Below are 18,671 nucleotides of genomic sequence, written 5' to 3'. Positions count from 1 at the left end.
TTGGCAACGAACCGCTCGGCCGTCAGGCCGGGGCGGGCGTGGTAGCCGCGCGCCAGCTGGACGCCCGACAGATACAGCTCACCCGCGACACCCACCGGCACGGGCCTGAGCTGGGCGTCCAGAATGAGCGACCGCATGCCCCGGATCGGTCCGCCGATGGTCACCGTCTCGCCGACCACCAGCGGATCGCTGATGTTGGTCATGATGGTGGTCTCGGTCGGGCCGTAGCCGTTGTGGAACGCGCGCGGCGTGCCGCCCTCGCCGAGCGGCACGGCCCACTTCGCGACCAGTTCCGGCGGGCACGCCTCGCCGCCCGCGACCAGCACGCGCAGCGTGTCCAGGCCGCTCGGGTCGAAGGTGGCCAGCGCGGCCGGGGTGATGAACGCGTGCGTGACCCGCTCGCCGCGGATCAGCTCGGACAGCTCCTCGCCGCCGTACACGCCGGGCGGCACCACGACCAGCGCGCCGCCCGCGCCCACCGCGAGCAACAGCTCGAGGATCGAGGCGTCGAAGCTGGGCGAGGCGAAATGCAGTGCGCGCGAATCGGAGTCGAGGCCGTAGCGCTCGATCTGCTCGGCGCTGAAGTTGGCGAGACCCGCGTGCGTCACCACGACGCCCTTGGGCACACCGGTGGAACCGGAGGTGTAGATGACGTAGGCCGGGTGCTCCGGACGCACCGGGCGGACCCGGTCGGCGTCGGTGATCGGAGCGCCGTCGAAACCGTCGAGCGCGAGGTCCTCGAGCACCAGCCAGCGCGCCGACTCGGGCAGGCCATCGCGCACCGCGGTGACCGTGATGCCAAGGGGCGAACCGGAATCGGTGACCATGTGCGCGATGCGCTCGGCCGGGTAGTTCGGGTCCACCGGCACGAACGCGGCGCCGGTCTTGGACACCGCCCACGCGGCGAACACCGAATCCGCCGACCGAGGAATGCCGACCGCGACAAGGTCTTCCGCGCCGATGCCTTCGGCGATCAGCAAGCGGGCCAAGCGGTTCGAGCGTTCATCCAGCTCGGCATAAGACAGACTTGTGCCCTGGAACACCACAGCGGGCGCGTCGGGGTTGTGCGAGGCGGCCTCGGCCAGCAGCTCGGGCAGCGTGCGCGGCGGCACCGCCGGTGCGCCGGTGCGCGCGACGAGATCGGCCAGCTCGGCCGCGTCGAGCACGTCGACGGCGCCGACCGTGACGGCCGGATCGGCCGCGACGGCGGTGAGCACACGGACCCAGCGGTCCACGATCTCCCGCGCGGTCGACTCGTCGAACAGCTCGGTGGCGTAGGTCAGCGCGAGCGTCATGCCCGCGACGCCGTTGCCCGCCACCGCGTCGTTCTCCGACAGCGTGAACTGGAGGTCGAAGCGCGCGACGTTCTCTTCGAGATCGAGCGCGGAGACCGAGAGGCCCGGCAGTTCCAGCGCGGTCCGCTCCAGGTTCTGGAAGGCCAGCATCACCTGGAACAGCGGGTTGCGCGACTGCGAACGCTCCGGCGCGAGCAGCTCCACCAGGCGCTCGAACGGCACGTCGGCGTTGCCGTAGGCGTCCAGGTCGGTCTTGCGGACGCGGTCGAGCAGTTCGGTGAACGATTCGCCGTTGTCGATGCCGGTGCGCAGCACCAGCGTGTTGACGAACATGCCGACGAGGTCGTCGAGCGCCTGCTCGCCACGGCCGGCGATCGGGGTACCGACCGCGATGTCGTCGCCGCCGGACAGGCGCGCGAGCAGCACGGCGAGCGCGCTGTGCATGACCATGAACAGCGAAGCGCCGCTGGCTCGGGCGATCTCGTCGAGCGAAGCGATCAGCTCACCGGGCAGCTGGTGGTGCAGCGTCGCGCCGCGGTGCGAGGCGATCGCCGGACGCGGCCGGTCGGTCGGCAGCGCCAGCTCGTCCGGCACGCCGTCGAGGGTGCGCTGCCAGTACGAAACCTGGCGGGCCAGCAGCGAATCCGCGTCGTCCTCGGAACCGAGGACCTCGCGCTGCCAGACCGCGAAGTCGGCGTACTGCACCGCGAGCGGCGACCAACCGGGCGCGCTGTCCTGGGTGCGCGCCGTGTAGGCCAGCATGACATCGCGGGTCAGCGGACCCATCGAGAAGCCGTCGGCGGCGATGTGGTGCACGACCACGACGAGCACATGCTCGTCCGGTCCCGCGGCGTACAGCCTGGTGCGCAGCGGAACCTGTTCGGCCACATCGAATCCCGCGGTGACGAACTCGGTCACCGCGCCGAGCAGCTCGGCCCGCGGCACCGCGACCGGGTGCAGATCGACCGCGATCTCCTCGGCGGGCACGATCACCTGCACCGGCGTGCCGCCGTGCTCGGGGTAGCGGGTGCGCAGCGATTCGTGCCTGCGCACCACGTCGGCCACCGCGAGCCGCAGCGCCTCGATGTCGAGCGCGCCGGACATCCGGATCGCGATCGGCAGGTTGTAGGCGGCCGAGGAGGTGTCGTACTTGTTCAGGAACCACATGCGCTGCTGCGCGTAGGACAGCGGCACCAGTTCGTCGGCGGCGCGCTTGCGCGCGACAAGCGGTGCGCGTCCGTCGCCACCGGTGTGCGATTCCACCCGTGCGGCAAGGGCTTCCACGGTGGACGCCTCGAACAGCGTGCGCACCGGCACCGAGGTGCCGAGCGCCGCGCCGATCCTGGACACCACCCTGGTCGCGATGAGCGAGTTGCCGCCGAGGTCGAAGAAGTCGTCGTCGACGCCGACCCGGGGCAGGTCCAGCACCTCGGCGAAGACCGCGGCCACTGTCTCCTGCACCGGTGTCACCGGGGCGCGGAACGCCCTGGCCTTGGCGGCGGGCGCGGGCAGCGCGCGGCGGTCCAGCTTGCCGTTGACGGTCAGCGGGATCCATTCCAAGCGCACCATGGCCGTGGGCACCATGTAGGCGGGCAGCCGCTCGGCGGCGCCGGAACGCACCACGTCCAGGTCGGGAACCACATCGGGTTCGGCGACGACGTAGGCGACGATGCGCTGATCACCGGGCTGGTCCTCGCGCACGATGACCGCGGCCTGGGCGATGCCCGGCTGGGCGAGCACCGCGGCCTCGATCTCACCGAGCTCGATGCGGAAACCGCGCACCTTGACCTGATCGTCGGCGCGACCCAAGTACTCGAGCTCGCCGAAGCGGTTCCAACGCGCCAGGTCGCCGGAGCGGTACAGGCGCGAACCCTGATCGCCCGGAGTAGCCAGCGGGTTGGCCACGAAGCGGGCGGCCGTCAGGTCGGGGCGCCCGAGGTAGCCGCGCGCCAACTGCGGTCCTGCGACATACATTTCGCCCGCGACACCGACCGGCACGGGCCGCAGCCTGTTGTCGAGCACGTACACCTTGAGGCCCGCGATCGCGCGGCCGACGATGCTGCCGGAGGCGGCTTCGATCGTCGCGGCATCGAGGGCACGGAAGGACACGTGCACCGTGGTCTCGGTGATGCCGTACATGTTGACCAGCACCGGAGCGCTGTCACCGTGACGAGCAACCCAATCCGAGAGACGACGCAGCTCCAGCGCCTCACCACCGAACACGACGTAGCGCAGCGACAGCGGCGCGGCGTCGGCGGCCGAGTTGCGGTCGGCTTCGGCCAATTGGTAGAAGGCCGACGGGGTTTGGTTCAGCACCGTCACGCGCTCGTCGCGCAGCAGCTCCAGGAACTGCTCGGGCGAACGCGAGGTGTAGTAGTCGACCACGACGAGGGTGCCGCCGAACAGCAGCGGACCCCACAGTTCCCACACCGAGAAGTCGAACGCGTACGAGTGGAACAACGTCCACACATCATCAGGACCGAAACCGAAATCACGATCGGTATTCGCGAACAGCCGCACCACATTCCGATGCGCGACCGCCACACCCTTCGGACGACCCGTCGACCCCGACGTGTAGATCACGTAGGCGACATGGTCCGGTGTCAGCGAGGCGCGGCGATCGGCGTCGGTGATCGGCGCGTCGTCGGCGTCGACCACATTGCCGGTCTCCACCGCGAACCCGTCGAGCACCACCGAGGGCAGGCCCGCCGGGATCTCGACCTCGACCGTGGAGTCCAGGACAACGCTGGTCGGACGCGAATCCGACAGCACGTACGCGATACGGTCGGCCGGATAGGTCGGGTCCACCGGCACGTAACCCGCACCGGTCTTCACCACCGCGAGCAGCGCGACGACCAGATCCAACGAGCGCGGCAGGATCACCGCGACCAGCGACTCCGGACCGGCGCCGTCGGCGATGAGCCTGCGCGCCAACACATTCGCGCGCTTGTCCAGCTCGGCGTAGCTCAACGAGTCCGCGCCGAACCGCGCGGCGACCCGATGCGGATGCGCGGCGACCATTTGATCGAACAACTCGACCAGCGTGACGCCGGGCTCGGCGAACCGGCCGACACCGGCGTCCGCGCCCGCGGATACCCAACGCTGCGAAACGTCCAGCCGCTCGGCCTCACCCAGCAGATCGATGTCACCGACGACCACCGACGGGTCCTCGGCCACACCGCGCAGGATGCGCACCAGACGATCGGCGAACGAGGCGACCGTCTCCGGATCGAACAACTCGCTCGCGTAGTTCCACGACATCGCCAGCCCACCGTCGCGGGCCTCGCCCACGGTCAGCTGCACGTCGAATTTCGCGGTGCCCGCGCCGAACTCGACGACATCCAGATCCAAGCCGGGCAGCGCGACGGTACCCATGTCGGCGGCCGAGGCCGCCTCGAAGGTCAACGCCACCTGGAACAGCGGATGGTGTGCCTGCGAACGCGCCGGGCTCAGTACATCCACCAACCGCTCGAACGGCACGTCGGCGTTGGCGAACGCCGCCAGATCCGTGCGCCGCACCTGCTCGAGCAGATCGCTGAACTTGCCGCCCAGATCGATCTCGTTGCGCAGCACCAGCGTGTTGACGAACATGCCGACCAGATCGTCGAGCGCGCGCTCGCCGCGACCCGCGATCGGCGTGCCGATCGCGATATCGGTGCTGTTGGACAACCGTGCCGCCCAGGTCGCCAACGCGGCGTGCACGACCATGAACAACGTCACGCCGTGCGCGCGCGCCACGTCCTCGAGCGCGCGGTGCAGCTCGGCGTCCACCGAGAACGCGTGCAGCCCACCGGCGTTCGACGCGATCTCCGGCCGCGGCCGATCCGCGGGCAACTCGATCTGATCGGGCAGGTCGCGCAGCTGCTCGGTCCAGTAGGCGATCTGCTTGGCCGCCACGGATTCCGCGTCGTCCTCGGAACCGAGGACCTCGCGCTGCCACAGCGCGTAGTCGGCGTACTGCACCTCGAGTGGCGCCCAGCCGGGCGCTTCCCCGCCTGCGCGCTCGGTGTAGGCCACCACCACGTCGCGCAGCAGCGGACGCAGCGAGAAGCCGTCGGCGCTGATGTGGTGCATGACGAGGACAACGACGTTGCTGCGCTCGTCGATGGTGAGCAGGTCGGCGCGGAACGGGATCTCGCTGGTCACGTCGAAATGCACGCTCGCGAGTTCGACGATGCGAGAGGGCAGTTCGGTGCTCGGCACCCACTCCGTGTTCAGGTCGAAGCCCACCTCGTCGGCGGGCAGGACGCGCTGGTAGCCCTCGCCCTCCACCTCCGGGTAGATGGTGCGCAGCGCCTCGTGGCGGGCGATCACGTCGCGGATCGCGGCTTGCAGCGCGACGGCGTCGAGCCTGCCGGTCAACCGGATGGCGACCGGGATGTTGTTCACCGCGGTGCGGTTGTCGAAGCGGTTGAGGAACCACATCCGCTGCTGGGCGAGCGAGAGCGGAACCAGCTCCGGCCGTGCCTGCGCGACCAGCGGCGCCTTCGCGCCGGTACCGGTGGCCGATTCCACCTTGGCGGCCAGCGCGGCGACGGTGGAGGCCTCGAACAGCGTGCGCAGCGGGATCTGGGTGTCCAGCGCCTCGCCGAGCCGGGCCGCCACCTGGGTGGCGACCAGCGAGTTGCCGCCGAGCGCGAAGAAGTCGTCGTCCAGGCCGACGCGTTCGATGCCGAGCACGTCGGCGAACGCGCTGGCCACGATCTGCTGCACCGGGGTGACCGGCGCCTGGAAGACCTTGGCCTCGAACGTCGGCTCCGGCAGCGCCTTGCGGTCCAGCTTGCCCGAGGTGTTCAGCGGGAACGCGTCGAGCACCACGAAGGCCGCGGGCACCATGTAGGCGGGCAGCTGCGTGGCGAGCGCGGACTTGACGCGCTCGATGTCGATGGCCGTGCCCGGCTTGGCGATGAGGTAGGCCACCAGCTGGTCGCCGGTGCGCTCGTCGGCGCGCACCACGACGACCGACTGCGAGACCTCGTCCAGCGCGGTCAGCGCGCCCTCGATCTCGCCGAGCTCGATACGCAGACCGCGCAGCTTCACCTGGAAGTCGGTGCGGCCCAAGTACTCCAGCTCACCGGCGGGGGTCCAGGCCACCAGGTCGCCGGTGCGGTACATGCGCACACCGTCGTGGAACGGGTCGGCGACGAAGCGCTCGGTGGTCAGATCCGGACGGGTGACGTAGCCGTAGGCCAGCTGCGCGCCGGCCAGGTACAGCTCACCGGGCACGCCGACCGGGACCGGCCGCAGGCGCGAATCCAGCACGTACACCTGGGTGTTGAACACCGGGGCGCCGATCGGCACCGTGACGGTGTCGGCGTCGGTCACCTCGTGGAAGGTCACCTCGACACCGGCCTCGGTCGGACCGTACAGGTTGTGCAGGCGCGCGCCGGTCAGCTCGCGCAGGCGCTGCGCGGTGACCGCGGGCAGGCCTTCACCGGAGGCGAAAACGTTGCGCAGGCCGGTGCATTCGGCCGCGCGCGGCTCGACGACGAACAGCGACATCATCGACGGCACGAAGTGCGCCGTGGTGATCTGCTCGTCGATGATCAGCTGGGCGAGGTAGGCCGGGTCGCGGTGGCCGTCCGGCTTGGCGATCACCAAGCGGGCGCCGACCTGCAAGGGCCAGAAGAACTCCCACACCGACACGTCGAAGGTGGCCGGGGTCTTCTGCAACACCACGTCGTCGGCGGCGAGACCGTACTGCGCGTGGCCCCACACCAGGCGGTTGATGATCGCGGCGTGCGAGACCGCGACACCCTTCGGGCGACCGGTGGAACCCGACGTGAAGATCACGTACGCGGTGTTGCCGGTTCGCAGCGGGCGGTGCCGGTCCGCGTCGGTGAGCGGCTCGTCGGAGTAGGCCGACAGGTCCAGCTCATCGATGCGCACCTGGCGCGCGAGCGCGACGCCGAGGTCCGAGCCGGAGGTCAGCACACAGACCGGGCGGGCGGTGTCGAGGATGTGCTCGATGCGCTCGGTCGGGTTGTCCGGGTCCAGCGGCACGTACGCGCCACCGGCCGCGGACACCGCGTACATGCCGACAAGCAGGTCGAGCGAACGGCGCATGCCAAGGGCCACATACGATTCCGGGCCGACGCCGTTCTGCTTGAGCCAGCGCGCCAGGCGGTGCACCCGGCTCGCGAACTCGGCGTAGGACAGACTCGTCCCCTCGAAGGTCAGCGCCGTCGCGTCCGGCGTGCGCGCGACCTGCGCCTCGAAGAGCGCGACCAGCGTCGCGGCGTCGTCGCCCACCGGCGAGGCCAGCGCCGCGTCCACCGCGAATTCGGTGTCGTTCCACTGCCGCAGCACCAGCGCGCGCTCGGCGTCGTCGAGCAGTTCGATGTCGCCGATCACGGTGGACGGCGCGGCGGCGATCCCGCGCAGCACGCGCAGGAAGCGGGCGCCGAAGGTGTCGGCGAAGGCGGCGTCGAAAAGGTCGGTGGCGTAGACGAGTTCGGCGTCCATCTCGGACTCGCCGTCCGGCACCTCGCTCAGCGTGAGCTGCATGTCGAACTTGGCCGTCGGCTGATCGATGCCCAGTTCGGACACGGTCAGGCCGGGCAGCTCCAGCGATGTGCGGCCCATGTTCTGGAACGAGAGCATCACCTGGAACAGCGGGTGCCGCGCCTGCGAACGGGCCGGGTTGAGCACCTCGACCAGCCGCTCGAACGGCACGTCCGCGTGCGCGAACGCCTGCAGGTCGCGCTCGCGGACCTGGGCGAGCAGGTCGGCGAACGAGGCTGCGGTGTCGATCTGGGTGCGCAGCACCAGGGTGTTGACGAACATGCCGACGAGGTCGTCGAGCGCCTGCTCGCCGCGGCCGGCCACCGGGATGCCGATCGCGATGTCGTCGGCGCCGGAAAGGCGCGCGAGCAGCGTCGCGAAGGCGCTGTGCACCACCATGAACAGCGTGGTGCCGTGCGCGTGCGCGACCCGGTTCAGCTCGTCGATCAGCTCTCCGGGCACCCGGAAGCGATGCGTGCCCGCCTGATACGAGGCGACGGTCGGACGCGGCTTGCCCGGCAGGCGCAGTTCGTCGGGCAGGTCGGCGAGCGCCGTACGCCAGTAGTCGAGCTGCTCGGAGATGAGCGAGGTGGGATCGTCCTCGTCGCCGAGGGTTTCGCGCTGCCAGAGCGCGAAATCGACGTACTGGACGGCCAGCGGCGGCCAGCCGGGCTCGGAGTTCGAGGTGCGCGCCACGTAGGCGGTCATCAGGTCGCGCACCAGCGGCCGCATGGAGAAGCCGTCGGCGGCGATGTGGTGCACGACGACCGCGAGCACGTAATCGCGTTCGCCCAGTTCGTAGATGCGAAGCCGCACCGGCGGCTCGGCGGTGACGTCGAAGCCGCGGTTCACGAATTCGTAGAGCGCGCCGTACATCTCGGTCTCGTCGACCTCGACGAGGTCCAGCTCCGGAATGGCCCGGATGGACGGAAGCACCCGCTGGTACGGGACGCCCTCGTGCGACGGGAACACGGTGCGCAGCGACTCGTGCCGCGCGATCACGTCGCCGAGCGCGCCGCGCAGCGCGCTCAGATCCAGCAGACCGCGCAGCCGGACGGCGGCCGGGATGTTGTAGGTGCCCGCCGCCGCGCCCGGCTCGGTGCCGAGATCGAAGCGGTTGAGGAACCACATCCGCTGCTGCGCAAGGGAAAGCGGCGGGTGCTCGGGACGGGTGCGCGCGCTGAGCGCTTGGCGCACACCGGTGCCCGCGTGCGATTCGACGCGGGCGGCCAGCGCCGCGACCGTCGGCGCCTCGAACAGCGTGCGCACGCCGACCTCGGCGTCCAGCGCCTTGCTCAGCCGGGCCGCGACCTGGGTCGCGACCAGCGAGTTGCCGCCGAGCTCGAAGAAGTCGTCGTCCACGCCGACCCGGTCGACGCCGAGCAGGTCGGCGAAGATGTCCGCGACGATCTCCTCGATCGGGGTGGACGGCGCGCGGAAGCTCTTGGCCTCGAAGACCGGCGCGGGCAGCGCCTTGCGGTCCAGCTTGCCGCTGGCGTTGAGCGGGAACGCGTCGAGCACGACCAGCGCCGCCGGCACCATGTACCCGGGCAGCGTCGAGGCCAAGCCCGCCTTGACGGCGGTGCTATCGACGACGGAATCCGGTTCGGCGACAACGTAACCCACCAGCTGATCACCGGCGTGCGGGTCCGTGCGCACCACGACGACCGACTGCGCGACACCCGGCTGCGCGAGCAGCGCCGCCTCGATCTCGCCCAGCTCGATACGCAGACCGCGCAACTTCACCTGGAAGTCGGTGCGGCCCAAGTACTCCAGCTCGCCCTGCTTGGGCCCACCCGTCGCCCGGCCACCGCCCCCCATCGAATCGCTTCGCGATGCAGTCCATCTGACGAGGTCACCCGTGCGGTACATGCGCGAACCGGCGGCGCCGTAAGGGTTGGCGACGAAGCGATCGGAAGTCAGGTCGCTGCGGCTCAGGTAGCCCAACGCCAGCTGATCGCCCGCCAGATACAGCTCACCCGCGACACCCGGAGCGACCGGGTGCAGACGCGAATCCAGCACGAACACCTTCGTGTTCCACACCGGACGGCCGATCGGCACCGACACCACGTCGGCGTCCACGACCTCGTGGTAGGTGACATCGACCGCGGCCTCGGTCGGGCCGTACAGGTTGTGCAGGCGCGCACCGGTCAACTCACGCAGACGCTGCGCGGTCGGCGCGGGCAGCGCCTCACCGGAGGCGAACACCTGACGCAGGCGCGGGGCGGGCACGTTGGCGGCATCGCCGTTCTCGTTGCCCAGCGTGGAGACGAACACCGAAAGCATCGACGGCACGAAATGCGCCGTGGTGATGCCCTGTTCGGCGATGATCTGCGCGAGGTACACCGGATCGCGGTGGCCGTCCGGCTTCGCGACGACGAGGCGCGCGCCGGTCTGCAAGGGCCAGAAGAACTCCCACACCGACACGTCGAAGGTGGCGGGGGTCTTCTGCAGCACGGCGTCGTCGGCGCCGATCGGGTACTCGTGCTGCATCCATAGCAGACGGTTCACGATCGCGGCGTGGCTGACCGCCACACCCTTCGGCCGACCGGTCGAACCGGAGGTGAAGATGACGTAGGCGGTGTTGCCCGGCCGCAGCGGACGCACCCGCTCGGCGTCGGTGATCGGGGCACCGGAGGTCTGCGCGGAGGTGGGCAGGTCCTCGACGTACCGCGCGGCGACCGCGCCTTCGGAGACGAACCCGTCGCGGCGGGTGGTCAGCAGCAGGCTTGGCCGCGCGGTGTCGAGGATGTGGCCGATGCGGTCGGCGGGCTGATCGGGGTCGAGCGGCACGTAGGCCGCACCCGTCTGGAGCACCGCGTACATGGCGACGACCAGCTCCGTCGAACGCCGCATGGCAAGCGCCACCAGCGATTCCGGGCCGACGCCGGAGGCGATCAGTTCCCTGGCGATGCGGTTGACGCGCTCCTGGAGCTCGCGATAGGTGAGCTGCTCGTCCTCGTAGACCAGCGCCATGGCGTCCGGGGTTGCCGCCGCCTGCGCGTCGAACAGCGAGACAAGCGTCTCGGCGGGCACCGCGCGGTCGGTGTCGTTCCAGTCGACGAGTACCTGCGCGTGCTCCTCGGGCGCGAGCAGATCGATGTCACCGATCGGCACATCCGGGTCGGCGATGACGGCCGCGAGGATGCGGTCGAGGCGGCGCGCGAAAGCGGCCACCGTCGGCTCGTCGAAAAGGTCGAGGGCGTAGGAGAATTCGGCCGACATGCCAGCGGCCTCGCCCAGCTCGTCCTGGGTCTCCTGCAGGGTCAGCTGCAGGTCGAACTTGGCGAGGCGGGCGTCGTAGTCGATGCCGTTGACCGAGAGGCCGGGCAGCTGCAGTGTGGCCTGCTTGGTGTTCTGGAAGGCCAGCATCACCTGGAACAGCGGGTGCCGCGCCTGCGAGCGGGCGGGGTTGAGCACCTCGACCAGCCGCTCGAACGGCACGTCGGAATGCGCGAACGCCTGCAGGTCGGTTTCCCTTGCCCGGTCGAGCAGCTCGGCGAAGGTGCCAGCGCCGTCCACCTCGGTGCGCAGCACGAGGGTGTTGACGAACATGCCGATCAGGTCGTCGAGCGCGGCCTCACCGCGGCCCGCGACGGGCGTGCCGATGGCGATGTCGGAGGTGCCGCTTGCCCGCGCGAGCAGCACCGCGAGGGCGCTGTGCATGACCATGAACAGCGAGGCGTTGTAGCGGCGGCCCAGTTCGACGAGGGCGCGCTGGGTTTCGCCGGAGATCACGAACGCGTAGGTGCCGCCCTGGTAGGAGGCGACCGCGGGACGCGGATGATCGGACGGCAGCACCAGCTCGTCGGCCAGGTCGGCGAGTTCGCGCGTCCAGTAGCTGATCTGGCTGGAGATCAGCGAACGCGGGTCGTCCTCGGAACCGAGGATCTCGCGCTGCCAGAGCGCGTAATCGGCGTACTGGACCGGCAATTCGGCCCAGGTCGGCGCCTCCCATGTGGTGCGCGCCGCGTACGCGACGATGACGTCGCGCGACAGCGGACCCATCGACCAGCCGTCGGCGGAGATGTGGTGCACCACCATGCCGAGCACGTACTCGGTCTCGCTGATCTCGAAAAGCCGTGCGTGCAGCGGGACTTCGCTCGTCACGTCGAAGGCCATGGTTGCCAGGTCGATCAGGTGCTCGAGCAGGGTCTCCTCGGTCACCCGGTACGGGGTGAGGTCCGGCACGATCTGGGCCGCGTCGAGGACCACCTGTACCGGGCCGTTCCCGGTCTCCGGGAAGACGGTGCGCAGCGACTCGTGCCTGTCGATCACGTCGATGACCGCGACCTGCAGCGCGGCCACGTCCAGCTCACCGGAGAGCCGGATGGCGACCGGGATGTTGTTGACCGCCGAGGAGGTGTCGAAGCGGTTCAGGAACCACATGCGCTGCTGGGCGAGCGACAGCGGCACCTGTTCGGGCCGCTCGCGCGCGACCAGCGCCTTGCGCGCGCCGTCGCCTGCCTGCGATTCCACGCGGGCGGCGAGCGCGGCCACGGTGGGCGCCTCGAACAGCATGCGCACCGGGACGCGGGTGTCCAGCGCGATACCAACGCGCGAGGCGACCTGGGTGGCGATCAGCGAGTTGCCGCCGAGGTCGAAGAAGTCGTCGTCGACGCCGACCCGGGGCAGATCGAGCACGTCGGCGAAGACCTGGGCGACGATCTCCTCGATCGGCGTTGCGGGAGCGCGGAATTCGCGCACCTCGAACACCGGCGCGGGCAGCGCGCGGCGGTCCAGCTTGCCGTTGACGGTCAGCGGGATCGCGTCGAGCGCCATGAACGCCGAGGGCACCATGTAGGCGGGCAGCCGGTCGGAGGCGGCGCGGCGGACGTCGTCGAGGTCGAGCTCGATACCGGGCTCGGCGACGACGTAGGCGACGATGCGCTGGCCGCCGGGCTGGTCCTCGCGCACGATGACCGCGGCCTGGGCGATGCCGGGCTGTTCCAGGATGGCGGCTTCGATCTCGCCGAGCTCGATGCGGAAACCGCGCACCTTGACCTGATCGTCGGCGCGACCCAAGTACTCGAGCTCGCCGAAGCGGTTCCAACGCGCGAGGTCGCCGGAGCGGTACAGGCGCGAGCCCGCGCTGTCGGCGTCGGCGAGGGGGTTGGCCACGAAGCGGGTCGTGGTGAGGTCGGGGCGACCGAGGTAGCCGCGCGCGAGTTGCGGCCCGGCGACGTACATTTCGCCGACCACGCCGACCGGGACCGGCTGGAGCCGGTTGTCGAGGACGTAGACGCTCAGACCGGAAATGGCGCGGCCGACGATGCTACCGGAGGCGGCCTCGATCGTCGCCGCGTCCAGCGCACGGTACGACACGTGCACCGTGGTCTCGGTGATGCCGTACATGTTGACCAACACCGGCGACGAATCGCCGTGGCGGGCAACCCAATCCGACAGACGACGCAGCTCCAGCGCCTCACCACCGAACACGACGTAACGCAGCGACAGCGGCGGCGCGGCGGGTCCCGCGGCGCGATCGGCCTCGGCGAGCTGGTAGAACGCCGACGGCGTCTGGTTCAGCACGGTCACACGCTCGTCGCGCAACAGCTCCAGGAACTGCTCCGGGGAGCGCGAGGTGAAGTAGTCGACCACGACCACCGTGCCGCCGAACAGCAGCGGGCCCCACAGTTCCCACACCGAGAAGTCGAACGCGTACGAGTGGAACAACGTCCACACATCATCCGGACCGAAACCGAAATCACGATCGGTATTCGCGAACAGCCGCACCACATTCCGATGCGCGACCGCCACACCCTTCGGACGACCCGTCGAACCCGACGTGTAGATCACGTAGGCGACGTTGTCGGGGTTCAGCGGCGCGGAGCGGTCCGCGTCGGTGATCGGCGTATCGGCGAAACCGTGTGCGGCGGTGGCGAATTCGTCCAGGACCACGGTGGGCAGCTCGTCCGGAACGGCCACGTCCACCGAGGAATCGATGACGACGCTGGTCGGACGCGAATCCGACAGCACGTAGGCGATACGGTCGGCCGGGTAGGTCGGGTCAACCGGCACGTAACCCGCGCCGGTCTTCACCACGGCCAGCAGCGCGACGACGAGCTCGATCGAACGCGGCAGGATCACCGCGACCAGCGACTCGGGGCCGGCGCCGTCCGCGATCAGCCTGCGCGCCAACACATTCGCGCGCTTGTCCAGCTCGGCGTAGGTCAGTGACTCCGCGCCGAACCGCGCGGCGACGTGCTCGGGGTAGGCGGCGACCGCCTGATCGAACAGCGCGACCAACGTGGTTTCGGGGTCGGCGAAACGGCCGGTGCCGCCGTCCGTGCCGGAGGACACCCAGTCGCGCGAGACGGCGAGCCGCTCGTCGGCGGCCAGCACGTCGATGTCACCGACCACGACCGCGGGGTCGGCGACGACGCTGCGCAGGATGCGCACGAAGCGCTCGGTGAACGAGGTCACCGTCTCGGCGTCGAACATGTCGGTGGCGAACTGCACCGCCGCCGTCATGCCCTCGGGCTCGCCGTTGCCGCCGCGCTCCTCGGTGATGGTCCACTGCAGGTCGAACTTGGCGATGTCGACCTCGAGCTCGGTGGCGGTCACCGAAAGCCCCGGTAGCTCGAGCGCGCCGTGCGCCATCTCCTGGAAGGAGAGCATCACCTGGAACAGCGGGTGCCGCGCCTGCGAGCGGGTCGGGTTGAGCACCTCGACGAGCCGCTCGAACGGCACATCGGCGTAGGCGAACGCCGCGAGGTCGGTTTCCCTTGTGCGTGCGAGGAAGTCGGCGAACGACGCACCGCTGTCCACGTCGGAGCGCAGCACCAACGTGTTGACGAACATGCCGATCAGGTCGTCGAGCGCCTGCTCGCCGCGGCCCGCGATCGGGGTGCCGATGGCGATGTCACTGGTGCCAGACAGGCGACCGAGCAGCACCGCGAGCGAGGCGTGCACGACCATGAAAAGGCTGACGCCCTGCGCGCGCGCCAAACCCGCGAGCGCGGTGTGCAATTCGGCGTCGATGTCGAAGCGCACCGTGCTGCCGCGGAAGCTCTGCACCGGCGGACGCGGCCGGTCGGTGGGCAGGTCCAGCTGGTCGGGCAGGCCGCCGAGCTGGCGTCGCCAGTAGGCGATCTCGCGGGCGGCCATCGAACCCGGATCGGCTTCGGAGCCGAGCAGTTCGCGCTGCCAGATGCTGTAGTCCTGGTACTGCACCGGCAGCGGCGACCACGCGGGCGCCTCGCCGGCGGCCCGCGCCAGGTACGCGGTGGCCACATCCCGCGAGAGCGGGCCGAAGGAGAAGCCGTCGGCCGCGATGTGATGCACGACGAAAGCGACCGCGTGATCGGGTGTTCCGTTGGTCGACCCGCCGGTCACCTGGTAGATCCGCACCCGGATCGGCAGCTCACGCGCCACATCGAAGCCCGCGCTGGCGAATTCGGTGAGCACACCGGACAACTCGGACTCGTCGATGGCCTGCACCGAGATCGCCAAGTTGATCTCGTCGTCCGGCACGACCTGCTGATAGCCACCGTCGCCGGACTCCGGGAACACCGTGCGCAGCGACTCCTGGCGCGCCATCACATCGTTGAGCGCGGCCTTCAGCGCCGGAATGTCGACATGGCCACGCAACCGCACCACGAACGGCAGGTTGTAGGTCGGCGCGGTCGGATCGAACTGGTTGATGAACCACATTCGCTGCTGCGCCAACGACAATGGCACGCGGGCGGGCAGCTGCTGCGCCACCAGTGGCGGACGCGCACCCTCGCCCGGACCTGCGCTCTCCGCGCGCGCGGCGATACCGGCCACCGTCGGCGTCTCGAACAGCGCCCGGACCCCGAGCTGAATGCCGAACGCCGCACCGATCCGCGACACCACCTGGGTCGCGACCAGCGAGTTGCCACCCAGATCGAAGAAGTTGTCGTCGATACCGATCTGCTGCTGGCTCAGCACATCGGCGAAGATGCCTGCCACGATGTGCTCGGCCTGCGTGCGCGGCGCGCGATAGCCCGCGTCCGCGGCGAACACCGGCTCCGGCAACGCCTTTCGATCCAGCTTGCCGGAGGTGTTGAGCGGGAACGCCTCCAACACCATGACCGACGCGGGGACCATGTAGCTGGGCAGCTGCTCGGAGGCGAAACGCGTCAGCTCCGCAGGATCGATCGAATGACCCGGCGCGGGAACCACATACGCCACCAGCTGCTGACCGGTCGCGGTGTCGACAACGAGCACCGCGGACTGGCTCACCGCCGGGTGCGCTAGCGTCACGGTCTCGATCTCGCCCAGCTCGATCCGCTGACCACGGAACTTGACCTGGAAATCGGTACGACCGATGTACTCCAACGTGCCCGCGGGACTCCAGCGCACCAGGTCGCCGGTGCGGTACATGCGCTCGCCGTTCGTGCCGAACGGGTTGGCGACGAAGCGATCCGAGGTCAGATCCGGACGACCGCGGTAACCGCGGGCCAGCTGGCGCCCACCCAGGTACAGCTCGCCCGGGGCGCCGATCGCGGCCGGACGCAGCCGCGAATCCAGCACGTAGACTTCGACATTCCACTCCGGGATACCGATCGGCACCGTCACCGTGTCGGCGGCGGTGGCCTCCCAGTAGGTCACCGAGACCGCGGCCTCGGTGGGTCCGTACAGGTTGTGCAGGCCCGCGGAGGTGATCGCGCGGAAGCCCGCGGCGGTCTCCGGCGGCAGCGCCTCGCCGATCACGAACACCGCGCGCAGCGTCGCACACTGCTCGGCGGTGGCGTGCGCGACGAACACCGTCAGCATCGAGGGCACGAAGTCGGTGACCGTCACACCGTGGCGCTGGATCATCTGCGCCACGTACAGCGGATCGCGATGACCGTCCGGGGCGGCGACGACGAGCTTCGCGCCGACCATCAGCGGCAGGAAGTAGCCCCACAGCGACACGTCGAAGGTGGTCGCCGTCTTCTGCAAGTAGACGTCGTCGGCGGTGAGCCGGTACTCGTCGAGCATCCACAGCTGCTGGTTGACGATGGCGTGGTGGGTGACCGCCACGCCCTTCGGGCGACCCGTGGAACCCGAGGTGTAGATGACATAGGCGGTGTTGGCCGGGCGCAGCGGCGCGAGCCGGTCGGCGTCGGTGATCGGGGCGTCGGAGAACCGCGACACGTCCAGGGTGTCGATCTCGACTCGCCGCACCGACTCCGGCAGTTCCAGCTCGTCGTGCGAGAGCGTCAGCACGCACACCGGATCGGCGGATTCGAGGATGTAGGCGGTGCGATCGGCCGGATGGTCCGGATCGATCGGCACGTACGCACCACCGGCCTTGAGCACCGCGTGCATGCCGATGACCAGCTCCAGCGACCGCCGCATACCCAAAGCGACCAGCGACTCCGGGCCGACGCCGTCGGCGATGAGGAACCGCGCCAGCCGGTTGACCCGCGCGCCGAACTCGGCGTAGGTCAGCGTTTCGCCCTCGAAATCGAGGGCGATGTTGTCCGGGGTCAGCGGGATCTGGGCGTCGAGCAACGCCGCCAAAGTGGTCTCGGGAACGTCCTGTTCGGCGTCGTTCCACTCCACCAGCGTGGTTTCCCGCTCGGCTTCGGTGGTGACCGGCAGCTCCCACACCCGCGCCTGGGCGTCGGCGGCCAGGAACCGGTCGAAGAACTCCAGGAACCGGCCGTGGTGGGCGCGGGCCTCGTCGGCGGTGTAGAGGTTCGGGTTGGTCTCGAAGTCGATGTGCGAGCGGGTGCCCGACTGATAGAAATTGACGCCCAGGTCATCGATGCTGCCGGTGGACAGTACGTGCATCTGGCCTGCCATCGGGCCGAGCGCCATCTCGCTGGTGAACAGCATGACGTTCACCCACGGGCCGAAGAACTCCGTGGTGACCACGCCGTCGCCCGCCGAGTCGCGGCGGATGTCCTCGTGCCGGTAGCGCTGGTGCCGCAGCGCGCCGGACACCTCGACCTGCACCGACTTCAGCAGCTCGGCGACGGTCGTGTCGTGCCCGACCCGCAGGCGCAGCGGCACGATGTTGGAGACCACGCCGCCGGAACGGCGCATGGTCGCGGTGGTGCGCGCGGTCACCGGCAGGCTGAGGATCACGTCCTCGGCGCCGGTCAGCTGGGCGAGGTAGGTCGCGAAACCGGCGATGAGCAGGCCCGCGGGCGAGTTGTCGTGCTTGGCGACGGCCTCGGCGAGCAGCTCGTCCTGCTCCGGCGAGAGCGCGGCGCTGGAGACCCCGTTGACCGGCGCGGGCGGCGCGGAGCGACCGGCCAGGCTGGAGCCCTCCTCCAGACCCGCGACCCGCTCGGCCCAGTGCTCGCGGTCCGACTGGAAACGGGAGCTGTCGCGGTAGGCGATCTCCGACTCGTAGAGCGACTTCAGGTCGGCGTTCTTGGCCGGGGCAGGCTCGACGCCGTTCACCAGGGCCGTGTACCGCTCGGCGATCCTGGTGACGAAGGTCATCGCGCCGAAGCCGTCGAGGGCGATGTGGTGCGCGCGCGAGTACCAGAACCAGCGGGAATCTTCCAGCCGCAGGGCGGCGGCGCGGACCAGGCGATCGCCGACGATGTTCAGCGGACGGCTGTACTCGGCGCGCATCCACTCGGCGGCCGCGGCCTCCGGGTCGTCGGCGTCGCGCAGGTCGACGTATTCGAGCGTCGAGTCCTGCGTCGGGTCGACGGTCTGGAACGGCTGACCGTCGCGCTCGACGACCTTCAGGAAGCCGGAACCCAGCTCCAGCGCGGCCTCGCGGCTGGCCTGCTCCAGCGCGGCGACATCGAGGTCACCGCGCAGGTCGACATACTGCGCGATGTTGATCGGCACCTGCGGATCGACGTGCTGGGCATACCAGATGCCCAGCTGTGCGGGCGACAGCGGGAAGAATTCGCCACCAGCTTCGCCGTTCCCGCCGAAATCCAGCCGGTCCAA

Annotated in this window: 1 protein-coding gene (cut by a window edge); it reads right to left on the bottom strand. The window is 69.9% G+C overall.

All coding sequences use genetic code 11. The features are described 5' to 3' along the window. Window positions 1-18,671, bottom strand: the 5' portion of a protein-coding gene (locus NAM01S_RS12530; RefSeq protein WP_067784141.1) for a non-ribosomal peptide synthetase. It extends 18,451 nt beyond the left edge of the window; only the first 18,671 of its 37,122 coding nucleotides appear in the window; it begins with the start codon at window positions 18,669-18,671; its stop codon lies beyond the left edge, outside the window.

It is taken from the genome of Nocardia amikacinitolerans NBRC 108937, from assembly GCF_001612615.1.
GTDB classification, from domain to species: Bacteria; Actinomycetota; Actinomycetes; order Mycobacteriales; family Mycobacteriaceae; genus Nocardia; species Nocardia amikacinitolerans.
The sequence above is the reverse complement of the archived record's forward strand: the minus strand, read 5'-3'. Positions and strand labels throughout refer to the sequence as shown.